At 62.9% G+C, this 13,508-nt stretch carries 1 protein-coding gene (running past one end of the window); it reads right to left on the bottom strand.

All coding sequences use genetic code 11. From position 1 onward, the window contains the following. Nucleotides 1–13,467: the 5' portion of a hypothetical protein gene (locus ACNANG_RS04730; RefSeq protein ID WP_420226204.1), read on the bottom strand. It extends 9,453 nt beyond the left edge of the window; the window shows 13,467 of its 22,920 coding nt (coding positions 1–13,467); the start codon lies at nt 13,465–13,467; its stop codon lies beyond the left edge, outside the window. Nucleotides 13,468–13,508: the final 41 nt, after the last annotated feature.

Below are 13,508 nucleotides of genomic sequence, written 5' to 3' on the forward strand. Positions count from 1 at the left end.
CGGCGTGCCGCCCGTCGCCACCTGCAGCCCGTCGGCGCCGAAGCTCGACTTGAAGTCGACGGTCGGCGCCACGGTCAGGCCACGCCACTGCGAGCCCTTGTTCAGTTGCAGCTCAAGGTCCTGCACCTGGAGCTTCATGAAGCCCCAGTCCAGGTCGAGCGGCGCGGGCCAGTAGGCCTTCATGGCGTACATCAACGGAATGACGCCGTTGGTGTCGATGGTCTTGCTGGCGCGCATCATCGCGAACGCGACGTCGATGTCGCGGATCGCGAACAGCGGCGACGACGGATCGCCCACCGTGATGGTGACGTCGCTCGCCCCGATGGTAATGGTATCGACCTTCAGGTCGTTGAAATGCGCGTTGTCGTTGCTCAGCACGCCCAATTGCTTGAATCGCGCGAGATCGGTCGCGAGCGCGGCCGCGCCCAGCGGCAACGTGCCGCTCAATCCGGTGTCCACGTCCACCTGCAAGGTGGTGCGTTCGAAGGCGAAACTGCCTTCGATCTGGAAGAAGTCGCCGATGTTGAGCAGGGCGTGGTCGAGGCTGACCGCGATCTTGGAGCGGTCGTAGTCCAGCACGATGCTGCTGCCGTTGCCGGTCGGGACCGCATAGCCGCCCGCAAAGCTGCTTGCGAAATCGACAAAGGGCGCGCCGTTGGCCGCCACGCCGCCCCAGTTGCTGCCTTGGTTGACGTCGATGGTCAGGCCCGTCACGTCAAACTTGAAGACACCGCCCAGGTCGATATCGACCGGGTGCGCCCACTTGACCTGCAGGGCAAAGAATTTCGGGATGATGGACAGAGGATCGGCGGCCAGCGTCGAATCGAACATGACCAGACCGAGGTCGATGTTCTCGAGCAGCACGCCAAACGCATCGGCGTTCCTGGCTTCGCCGATATCGCGAATGCCGTTGCCGTTGCTGTCGATAAAGTACGGGCCGAGACCGGCGAACACTTCCACATCGGTGGCGCTCAGCACCAGGGCCGAGACCGCCAGATCTTCGATGCGGCTGTTGTCGGCGCTTACGCCGTTCACCCGCGCCAGGCCAGCGCGGACCGACGGCGACAGCAGCGCGTCATTGCTGGGCAGGCCGGTCACGACATCCACCAGCACGCTTGCCGTCTGCTCGAAATAGAAGCCGCCGCTGACATACACGTAATCGGAAATCGCCAGCGTGGCGCGGCCGATCTTGACGGCGGTGGTCTGGCCACGCGCGCCGTCGATATCGAACGTCACCTTCTCGCCGTTCGTTCCCACCACCACATCCAGATGGGATGCGGCAAAGTCCACCACGGCCTGGGCCGGCAGGCTTGCGCGGTTCATGACCACGTCGATGTCGGTGGCCGCCATCGTGATGGCGCTGATGCCGACGAATTCGACGCTTGCGGCGTCGGCCTTCACCGACGTCCACTTCTGCGTGGCGTCGGCCTGGTTGGTCATCAATGCGATCGCGAAGTTGACGCCATTCAGCTCCAGACCCAGCGGGTCGGACGTGTTGCCGCCCAGCCCGGCAAAGGCATGCACGTTGCTCGCGCCCAGAGTCAGCAGATCGACGGAGACCGGATTGGCGGCTTCGTTGACATCGGGCGTCGAGGCCAGATCGGCCAGGATCACGTCGGCCGTGCGCGTCTGGATGGCAAAGTCGCCTTCCACGGCGACGAAACCGTAGAGATCCACAACGATATGCGCCGCGGCCTGCAACTGCTCGCCGGCCGCGCCCTTCATGTCGAGCGTGATCGTGTCGGTAATGCCGGTCGCGATCTCCAGGTCGGTGGCGTTGGCCGCATAGTCGACCACCGCGCCATTCAGCGTGCTGGCCTGGTTGATCGCCACCGAAATGTTCGAGGCCTGGATGACCAGGTCTCCCGCGCCAACGATGGCGGCGCTGCCCGCGGTCGCCTGCAGGCTGGTCCAGCTGCGGGCCGTTGCCGTGCTGTTCAGCGGCAGTTGCTCGCTCATCAGCGCCAGGCCGAACTCCACGTCGCCCAGCGCCAGCCCCATCCGGTTGGCCGTGCCGCCGTTCAGGCCGGCGAACGCATTGACGTGGCTCGCGCCGATGGTCAGCAGATCGACGTCCACCGTGCTGCGGTCGGACAACGTGACCTGCTTGGTGCTGGCCTCGATGGCGAACTCGCCGCCCACCTGGAAGAATCCGAACACATCCAGATTCAGGTTGCCCGTTGCCTGGACCAGCTCCCCCTTCGCGCCATTCGCAGCGAGGGCGATGGTCGAGGTCGGGCCCGTGGCCACTTCCAGCGACGTTGCGCCGGCCGCGTAATCCACCACCTGGTCACCCGCCTTGCCCGCCTGGTTGACCACCACCGACATCGTGTCCGCGCTCAGCGTCAGGTCATCACCCAGACCCACGAAACGCACGTCGGCAGCCGTGGCTTGCAGCGTCGTCCAGCTGCGGCCCGTCGGCGTTGCGGTCGCCGACTTCTGCGTCATCATCGCCAGGCCAAAGTCCACATCCGTCAATTGCAGACCAATGGCGCCCGTCGTGCCACCGTTCAGGCCTGCAAAGGCATTCACATGGCTCGCGCCGATGGTCAACAGGTTGACATCGACCACGCTCTTGTCGGCCAACGTGACCGACGAACTGCTCTTTTCAATCGCAAAGTTGCCGTCGACCTGGAAGAAGCCATACACGTCCAGGGTCAAGTGGCCAGCCGCCTGGATCATCTCGCCCTTGGCGCCGTCGATGGACAGCGCCAGGGTGTTGGACGGACCGGTGGCGACGATCAGGTCGGTCTTGCCGGCGGCGTAGTCGACGACCGCGTCGTTGACCTTGCTGGCCTGGTTCACCGATACGGTCAGCGTGTCGGCCGCCAGCTCGATGTCGCCCATGCCCACCACGGTGACGCTGGCCGCTTCGGCCTGCAGGGTGGTCCACGAACGGGCAGGCGTGGTGGCGCCCGACGCCATTTTCTGGCTCATCAGCGCCAGGCCGAATTCGACGCCGGTCAGTTGCAGCCCCATCGCGTCCGACGTGCCGCCATTCAGGCCGGCGAAGGCGGAGACGTTGCTGGCGCCGATGGTCAGGAGGTTGACGTCTACCGTCGAGTTATCCGACAGCGTGACCGTTTTGCTGCTCTTTTCGATGGCGAAAGCGCCGTCGACCTTGAAGAAGCCGAAGACGTCGATGTGCAGGTTGCCTGCGGCCTGGATCAGTTCGCCTTTGGCACCGTTCATCGACAGCGCAAGCGTGTCGGACGGACCGGTGGCGACAACAAGGTCGGTCTTGCCGGTCGAGTAGTCGACGACGGCGTCGTTGAGCTTGCTGGCTTGGTTGACGTTGACGTCGATTGAATCGGCGGTGAGCGTCAGGCCGTCCACGCCGATGAAGCTGGCGTTGTCGGCGTGGGCCTGGAGGCTGGTCCAGGTGCGGGCCGGGGTGGTTGCACCGGTAGCCATCTTTTGGCTCATCAGAGCCAGGCCGAATTCGACGCCGGTGAGTTGCAGGCCGAGCGCGCTGGTCGTGCCGCCGTTTAGGCCGGCGAAAGCGGAGACGTTGCTAGCGCCAATGGTCAGCAGGTTGACGTCAACCGTCGAGTCATCCGACAGCGTGACGGTTTTACTGCTCTTCTCAATGGCAAAACCGCCATCGACCTTGAAGAAACCAAATACATCAATGTGCAGGTTGCCTGCAGCTTGGATCAGTTCACCCTTGCTGCCTTCCATGGACAGCGCAAGCGTGTTCGACGGACCCGTGGCGACAACGAGGTCAGTCTTGCCGGTCGAGTAATCAACCACGGCGTCGTTCAGTTGGCTGGCTTGGTTGACGTTGACATCGATCGAGTCGGCAGTCAGGGTCAAACCATCCACGCCGACGAAGCTGGCGCTGTCGGCGTGGGCTTGCAGGCTGGTCCAGGTGCGGGCCGGGGTGGTTGAGCCCGTGGCCATCTTCTGGCTCATCAGCGCCAGACCGAACTCGACGCCAGTCAGCTCAAGGCCGAGCTTGCTGGTCGTATTGCCGTTCAGGCCGGCAAATGCCGAGACACCGCTAGCGCCAATGGTGAGCAGGTTGACGTCAACGGAGCTGTTGTCGCTCAACGTGACCGTCTTGCTGCTCTTCTCGATGGCAAATGCGCCGTCGACTTTGAAGAATCCAAATACATCAATATGCAGGTTGCCTGCAGCCTGGATTAGCTCACCCTTGCTGCCTTCCATCGACAATGCCAGGGTGTTCGACGGACCGGTCGCGACAACCAGTTCAGTCTTGCCAGCCGAGTAATCAACGACGGCGTCGTTCAGTTGGCTGGCTTGGTTGACATTGACATCGATCGAGTCGGCGGTCAGCGTCAGTCCATCAACGCCGACGAAGCTGGCGCTGTCGGCGTGGGCTTGCAGGCTGGTCCAGGTGCGGGCCGGGGTGGTTGCACCGGTAGCCATCTTTTGGCTCATCAGAGCCAGGCCGAAATCGACGCCGGTGAGTTGCAGGCCGAGCGCGCTGGTCGTGCCGCCGTTCAGGCCGGCGAAGGCGGAGACGTTGCTCGCGCCGATGGTCAGGAGGTTGACGTCGACAGTCGTGTTATCCGACAGTGTGACGGTCTTGCTGCTCTTTTCGATGGCGAATGCGCCGTCGACCTTGAAGAAGCCGAATACATCAATATGCAGGTTGCCTGCGGCCTGGATCAGCTCGCCCTTGCTGCCTTCCATCGACAACGCGAGGGTGTCGGACGGACCAGTGGCGACAACGAGGTCGGTCTTACCGGTCGAGTAGTCGACGACGGCGTCATTGAGCTTGCTGGCTTGGTTGACGTTGACGTCGATTGAATCAGCGGTGAGCGTCAGGCCGTCCACGCCGATGAAGCTGGCGTTGTCGGCGTGGGCTTGCAGCGAAGTCCACGTACGGGCAGGAGTCGTGGCACCGTTGGCCATCTTCTGGCTCATCAGAGCCAAACCAAATTCGACACCCGCCAGCTCGAGGCCAAGCTTGCTGGTCGTATTGCCATTCAGGCCAGCGAACGCGGAAACACCGTTGGCACCGATAGTAAGCAGATTGACTTCAACGGAGCTGTTGTCGCTCAACGTAATCGTCTTGCTGCTCTTCTCGATGGCGAAGGCGCCATCGACTTTGAAGAAGCCGAATACATCAATGTGCAGGTTGCCTGCCGCTTGAATCAGTTCGCCCTTGCTGCCTTCCATCGACAACGCAAGGGTGTTCGACGGACCGGTCGCGACAACCAGTTCAGTCTTGCCAGCCGAGTAATCAACGACGGCGTCGTTCAGTTGGCTAGCTTGGTTGACGTTGACATCGATCGAGTCGGCGGTCAGTGTCAGGCCGTCTACGCCGATGAAGCTGGCGCTGTCGGCGTGAGCCTGGAGGCTGGTCCAGGTGCGGGCTGGCGTCGTGGCACCCGTGGCCATCTTCTGGCTCATGAGAGCCAGACCAAATTTAACACCCGTCAGCTCGAGGCCAAGCTTGCTAGTGGTATTGCCGTTCAGACCTGCAAATGCCGAGACACCGCTAGCGCCGATGGTGAGCAGATTGACGTCGACGGAGCTGTTGTCGCTCAACGTGACCGTCTTGCTGCTCTTTTCGATAGCGAACGCGCCATCGACTTTGAAGAATCCAAATACATCAATATGCAGGTTGCCTGCGGCCTGGATCAGCTCACCCTTGCTGCCTTCCATCGACAACGCAAGGGTGTTCGACGGACCGGTTGCGATGACGAGGTCGGTCTTGCCGGCCGAGTAGTCGACGACCGCGTCGTTCAGTTGGCTGGCTTGGTTGACGTTGACATCAATTGAGTCGGCCGTCAGCGTCAGGCCGTCCACGCCGATGAAGCTGGCGCTGTCGGCGTGGGCTTGCAGCGAAGTCCACGTACGGGCGGGCGTGGTCGCGCCCGAGGCCATCTTCTGGCTCATGAGAGCCAAGCCGAATTCGACACCAGTCAGCTCGAGGCCAAGCTTGCTGGTGGTGTTGCCATTGAGGCCTGCGAACGCGGAGACACCGCTGGCACCGATGGTCAGCAGATTGACGTTTACGGAGCTGTTGTCGCTCAACGTGACTGTCTTACTGCTCTTCTCGATGGCGAACGCACCATCCACCTTGAAAAAGCCGAATACATCGATGTGCAGGTTGCCTGCGGCCTGGATCAGCTCACCCTTGCTGCCTTCCATCGACAATGCCAGGGTGTTCGACGGACCGGTCGCGACGACGAGGTCCGTCTTGCCGGTCGAGTAATCAACGACGGCGTCGTTCAGTTGGCTAGCTTGGTTGACATTGACATCGATCGAGTCGGCAGTCAGCGTCAGTCCATCAACGCCGACGAAGCTCGCGCTGTCGGCGTGGGCTTGCAGCGAGGTCCAAGTGCGCGCTGGCGTCGTGGCACCCGTGGCCATCTTCTGGCTCATAAGAGCCAAGCCAAATTCCACACCCGTCAGCTCAAGGCCGAGCTTGCTGGTGGTGTTGCCGTTCAAGCCGGCAAATGCCGAAACACCGCTCGCCCCGATCGTCAGCAGATTGACGTCGACGGAGCTGTTGTCGCTCAACGTGACTGTCTTACTGCTCTTCTCGATGGCGAACGCACCATCCACCTTGAAGAAGCCGAAGACGTCGATGTGCAGGTTGCCTGCGGCCTGGATCAGCTCACCCTTGCTACCTTCCATCGACAGCGCAAGGGTGTTCGACGGACCGGTTGCGACAACAAGGTCGGTCTTGCCGGTCGAGTAATCGACAACAGCGTCGTTCAGCAGGCTGGCTTGGTTGACATTGACATCGATCGAGTCAGCCGTCAGCGTCAAACCATCCACGCCAACAAAGCTGGCGCTGTCAGCGTGGGCTTGCAGCGACGTCCACGTACGGGCGGGCGTGGTCGCGCCCGAGGCCATTTTCTGGCTCATGAGAGCCAAGCCGAATTCGACGCCCGTCAGCTCAAGGCCGAGCTTGCTGCTCGTCGTATTGCCATTCAGGCCGGCAAATGCCGAGACACCGCTCGCCCCAATCGTCAGCAGATTGACGTCGACGGAGCTGTTGTCGCTCAACGTGACTGTCTTACTGCTCTTCTCGATGGCGAACGCACCATCCACCTTGAAGAAGCCGAAGACGTCGATGTGCAGGTTGCCTGCGGCCTGGATCAGCTCACCCTTGCTACCTTCCATCGACAGCGCAAGGGTGTTCGACGGACCGGTTGCGACAACAAGGTCGGTCTTGCCGGTCGAGTAATCGACAACAGCATCGTTCAGTTGGCTGGCTTGGTTGACGTTGACGTCGATCAAGTCAGCCGTCAGCGTCAGGCCGTCTACGCCGACGAAGCTCGCGCTGTCGGCGTGGGCTTGCAGCGAGGTCCAGCTACGCGCTGGCGTCGTAGCGCCAGTGGCCATCTTTTGGCTCATCAGCGCCAGGCCGAACTCGACGCCGGTCAGCTCAAGACCCAGCTTGCTGGTGGTATTGCCGTTCAGACCTGCGAAGGCGGAGACACCGCTAGCACCAATGGTAAGCAGGTTGACGTCGACGGAGCTGTTGTCGCTCAACGTGACCGTCTTGCTGCTTTTCTCGATGGCAAACGCGCCGTCGACCTTGAAGAAGCCAAATACATCGATATGCAGGTTGCCTGCAGCTTGGATCAATTCACCCTTGCTGCCTTCCATCGACAATGCCAGGGTGTTCGACGGACCTGTCGCGACAACCAGTTCAGTCTTGCCGGTCGAGTAATCAACGACGGCGTCGTTCAGTTGGCTAGCTTGGTTGACATTGACATCGATCGAGTCGGCAGTCAGCGTCATTCCATCAACGCCAATGAAGCTGGCGCTGTCGGCGTGGGCTTGCAGCGACGTCCACGTACGGGCGGGCGTGGTCGCGCCCGAGGCCATTTTCTGGCTCATGAGAGCCAAGCCGAATTCGACACCTGTCAGCTCGAGGCCAAGCTTGCTGGTGGTGTTGCCATTGAGGCCTGCGAAGGCGGAAACACCGCTAGCGCCGATGGTGAGCAGGTTGACGTCGACGGAGCTGTTGTCGCTCAACGTGATCGTCTTGCTGCTTTTCTCGATGGCAAACGCGCCATCGACTTTGAAGAAACCGAATACATCGATGTGCAGGTTGCCGGCGGCCTGGATCAGTTCGCCCTTGCTGCCTTCCATCGACAGCGCGAGGGTGTCGGACGGACCGGTGGCGACGACGAGGTCGGTCTTGCCGGTCGAGTAGTCGACGACCGCGTCGTTCAGTTGGCTGGCTTGGTTGACGTTGACATCAATTGAGTCGGCCGTCAGCGTCAGACCATCCACGCCAACAAAGCTGGCGCTGTCAGCGTGGGCCTGCAGCGACGTCCAGGTACGCGCTGGAGTCGTGGCACCAGTGGCCATCTTTTGGCTCATAAGAGCCAAGCCAAATTCCACACCCGTCAGCTCAAGGCCGAGCTTGCTGGTGGTGTTGCCGTTCAAGCCGGCAAATGCCGAAACACCGCTTGCACCGATGGTCAGCAGGTTGACGTCAACGGAGCTGTTGTCGCTCAACGTGATCGTCTTGCTGCTCTTTTCGATGGCGAACGCGCCATCGACCTTGAAGAAGCCAAATACATCGATATGCAGGTTGCCTGCAGCTTGAATCAGCTCGCCCCTGCTGCCTTCCATCGACAGCGCCAACGTGTTCGACGGACCGGTCGCGACAACCAGTTCAGTCTTGCCGGTCGAGTAATCAACCACGGCGTCGTTCGCTGCGCTCGCTTGGTTGACGTTGACGTCGATCGAGTCAGCGGTCAGCGTCAAACCATCCACGCCGACAAAGCTGGCGCTGTCAGCATGCGCCTGCAGCGACGTCCAGGTACGCGCTGGAGTCGTGCCACCAGTGGCCATCTTTTGGCTCATCAGCGCCAGGCCGAACTCGACGCCGGTCAGCTCAAGACCCAGCTTGCTGGTGGTATTGCCGTTCAGACCTGCGAAGGCGGAGACACCGCTAGCACCAATGGTGAGCAGGTTGACGTCAACGGAGCTGTTGTCGCTCAACGTAATCGTCTTGCTGCTCTTCTCGATAGCAAAGCCGCCATCGACCTTGAAGAAGCCGAAAACATCGATATGCAGGTTGCCTGCAGCTTGGATCAGTTCACCCTTGCTGCCTTCCATCGACAATGCCAGGGTGTTCGACGGACCGGTCGCGACAACCAGTTCAGTCTTGCCGGTCGAGTAATCAACCACGGCGTCGTTCGCGGCGCTCGCTTGGTTGACGTTGACGTCGATCGAGTCAGCCGTCAGCGTCAAACCATCCATGCCAACAAAGCTGGCGCTGTCGGCGTGGGCTTGCAGCGACGTCCAAGTACGCGCTGGAGTCGTGGCACCGGTGGCCATCTTTTGGCTCATAAGAGCCAAGCCAAATTCCACACCCGTCAGCTCAAGGCCGAGCTTGCTGGTGGTGTTGCCATTCAAACCTGCGAAGGCGGAGACACCGCTAGCACCAATGGTGAGCAGGTTGACGTCAACGGAGCTGTTGTCGCTCAACGTAATCGTCTTGCTGCTCTTCTCGATAGCAAAGCCGCCATCGACCTTGAAGAAGCCAAATACATCGATATGCAGGTTGCCTGCAGCTTGGATCAGCTTACCCTTGCTGCCTTCCATCGACAGCGCAAGGGTGTTGGACGGACCGGTCGCGACGACCAGTTCAGTCTTGCCGGTCGAGTAATCAACGACAGCGTCGTTCGCAGCGCTCGCTTGGTTGACGTTGACATCGATCGAGTCGGCCGTCAGGGTCAACCCGTCTACGCCGACGAAGCTGGCGCTGTCAGCATGCGCCTGCAGCGACGTCCAGGTACGCGCTGGAGTCGTGGCACCCGTGGCCATTTTCTGGCTCATCAACGCCAGACCAAACTCGACACCCGTCAGCTCAAGACCCAGCTTGCTGGTGGTGCCACCATTCAAGCCCGCGAACGCGGAAACACCGCTCGCCCCGATCGTCAGCAGATTGACGTCGACGGAGTTGTTATCGCTCAACGTGACCGTCTTGCTGCTCTTCTCAATGGCAAAACCGCCATCGACCTTGAAGAATCCAAATACGTCCAGGCTCAGGTTACCGCTGGCTTGCAGCAGGTCGCCCTTGGCGCCGTCCAGCGACAGGTCCAGCGTGCGGCCGGTGCCGGTCACCACCGACAGCGCCGTCTTGCCGGCCGCGTAGTCGATGACGTCGTCGTTGGCGGCGCTGGCCTGGTTGATCGCGACATTGATCGATCCGGCGCTGAGCGTCAGGCCGTCGACGCCCACGAAAGCGGCGCTTTGCGCGGAGGCTTGCAGGGTGGTCCAGGTACGGGCTGGCGTGGTGCTGCCCGCGGCCATGTGCTGGCTGGCAAGCGCCAGTCCGAATTCGACGCCGGTCAGGTTCAGGCCGGTGGCGCCCGGCGCGCCGCCGTTGACGCCGGCAAAGGCGTTGACGTTGCTGGCGCCGAGGGTGAGCAGGTCGACCGTGACGGTGCTGTTGTCGGCCAGCGTGACGGACTGCGAACTCTTCTGGATGGCAAAGGCGCCATCGACCTGGAAGAAACCGAAAGCGTCGACATGCAGTGCGCCGCTGGCCTGCAGCAGTTCGCCCTTGGCGCCGGCCATGTCGAACTGGATGACCGACGTGCCGGTGTCGATCGCCAGGCCTTGGGCCAGGTAGTCGACGACCGCGTCGCCGGCCTTGTTGGCCTGGTTGATGGCGACATCGAGTTCGCTGGCGGCCAGGGTCAGGCCGGTGATGCCTGCAAACGTGACGCCGTGCGCCTTGGCCTGGACGCTGGTCCAGGTCCGGCTGGCATCGGCCTGGTCGGCAAGCAGCGCCAGACCGAAGTCGACGCCCGTGAGCGAGACGCCCACCGCGCCGGTTTTGCCGCCGTTGACGCCCGCGAACGCCGAGGCCTGCGTTGCGCCGAAGGTCAGCACGTCCACCGTGACCGCGCCGGCATTGCCCGCCAGGGTGACGGTGTCGGTACGCTTGTCGATGGCGAACGAGCCGGTGGCCTGCACGAAGCCGAACAGGTCCAGGTTCAGGGTGCCCTGCGCGTGGACGAGGTCGCCCTGGCTGCCGGCCATGTCGAGGTCGACGTGGGTGGTGGCGCCGGTGGCGACTTCAACCGGGGCGCGGGCCAGGTCGACGACGGTGTCGCCTGCCTTGTTGGCGCGGTTGATGGTGACGCCGAACTGGCTGCCAGTCGCGGTAACGTTGTCGACGCCGCTCAGCGCGACGCTGCCGGCGGATGCCTGCAGACTGGTCCAGCTGCGGGTGGCGTCGTTGCGCGCGCTCATGAGCGCCAGCGCGAATTCGACGCCGCTCAGTTGCAGGCCGAGGGCGGTGCCCGCCAGCCCGGCGGTGGCGCTGACGTCGCGCGCGCCCAGGGTCAGCAGGTCGACCGAGATGGCATTGGCCGATTCGTCGGCCTGGGTCGCGGCATTGTCCGCCAGAAAGACGGATCCGACGCTTTTGTGGAGGGCGAAGTCGCCCGTGGCGCTGAAGAAACCGGCGACTTCGAGCAGGCCGCCGGTAACGGCGACTTCCTGCAGGCCGGCGGTCAGGCCGGCGCCGAAGGTGTGGGTGGCGCCGGCCACATCGATCGCCTGGCCGCTGGCGTTGTCCAGGGTGCTGTTCCAGCGCACGCTGGCGACGGTGCCGGCCAGTTCCACCTGGCCGCCCAGATTGACGTTGATGCCGCCGCTGGCTTCCAGGATGGTCCCGGCGTGCGGACCGGTGTCCTGCACCAGCAGGCCGACGGATGCATTGCTGACGCCGACGTCGAAGCTGCCCGAACGCAAGGCCACGTAGGCATGCGACGCGACGATCTGCATGGCGCCGGTAACGGCGTCGCGGCCGAACGCGAAGTCGCCGCTGACGACGAAGCTGTTCGACACGACGGCGTTCAGGCCTTGCACGTTGACCGTGGCGGAGGCCGAGGCGGGCATGTCGCCAAAGGTGTAGTCGAAGCTGCCGAAGGACAGCACCGTGCCGGTGAAGGCCGAGGTGGACTGGTTGAAGCGCAGCAGCGCCGATTGCGCGCTGACGCTGCCGAAGTCGCCGCCGACCAGATGGGCCGAGCCTTGCGCTTCGAGCGTGATCAGGCCGGTCGCGCCGATCACGAGGCCGAAGGAGCCTTGCGCGATACCGACGGAAATGCCGCCCGCGTCCAGATGCGCGCTGACGTTCTGGCCCGCTGCGTACAGCAGCGTGTCCGACGCCGACAGGCCGATGTCGCCGGCGATCGTGATGTCGTTCATGATGACCAGGGTGGCCGTGCCGCTCAGGGCGACATGGTCCTTGGTCGTGGCGGCGTCATCAAAGGTGAAAAGCGCCGTGCCGTTCGTGTCGGTCACCGCCAGGGGGTGCGCCGACAGGTCGAAGCCGCCGTCGTTGGCCGAGCCATCCGCATGGGTGCCCAGGCCGACCGCGAAATCGAGGGTGAGCTGCTGCGCGCTCAAGGTCATGCCGGGCATGCCGTTCAGCGAAAAACCGCTGGCCTGACCCGTGGCGAGCACCCAGCCCAGGTCGCTGCCGTCGGTGGCGCTGATGAACAGCGCGCCGATGTCGGCATCGCTGAAGCGCAGTCCCGGAGACGAGATGTTCGTGGCGTCCAGCCCGAGGTAGCCCTGGCCGTCGACCAGACCCAGGCGCCAGACGTCGTACAGACCCGATACCCCGTCATGGTCAAGCGCGACGTTGGCTGTGTAGCCCAGCGAGAAATTGCCCGACAGGTTCAGTCCGTTGCCCAGGTCGATGTCGCCGGCGAACGAGACGGTCTGGTTGTTGCCGAAATAATCGTAGTTGAGCCATTCGCCCATCCGGTCGCCCAGGCCGCCGGCGACGGTCGATCCTAGGGTGTCGACCATGAAGGCGGTGGTTTCGTCCAGATGATGCGCGACGAGCTGCAGGGTGTTCGCGTTCTGCTTCAGTTCGAAATACAGGCCTTCGTCGGCCGCCAGCAGACCCGTGCCGCTGGCAAAGCTGCCGCTGATGGCGCCAAAGGTCAGGAAGGTGAAGACTTCGCCATCGGCGGGCTTGAAGCCATCGATCAGCTTGACCGACAACAAGCCGTCCAGCGACGCGGTGTTGGCGACATTGAGCTGGTCGTAGTGGCCGGTGCCCGTGCCCGCCGTGTTGCCGCCCAGTTCGATTTCGAGCGTGGCGCCCGCGCCCTGCGTGTAGCTGGCAACGTTCTGGACGCCAGGCGAATACCCGGGGCTGACGACGCCCGCGTTCAGCAGCGACACGTTCAGCGCGCCGCTGCCGTGCAGTTCTTCGTTGGCCGCCACCGTCAACGTGCTGTCGTAATAACCCTGGCGGGAAATCACGCCCAGGTCGAACACGTCCCGATCCACCGAGAACGTGACCGGGGCCACCAGCCGAGGCTGCTCGACAAGCGCGTAATGCGCCTGCGCGCGCGTCAGCAGCGGCTCGGGGGTACCCGGATGGTCGAAGTCGTAGGCGGCATGGATCTGCTGGTCGTGATCGCGGTCATCGACCACCACGGCCTGGACGACGGCGCCCACCACCGGATCCGCAGAGAGCAGCACGCGCGGCTCGAGGGCCTCCACCCGCCATGCGTCGCGAACCA

It is taken from the genome of Pigmentiphaga litoralis, assembly GCF_048632615.1.
Classification (GTDB): domain Bacteria; phylum Pseudomonadota; class Gammaproteobacteria; order Burkholderiales; family Burkholderiaceae_B; genus Pigmentiphaga; species Pigmentiphaga litoralis_B.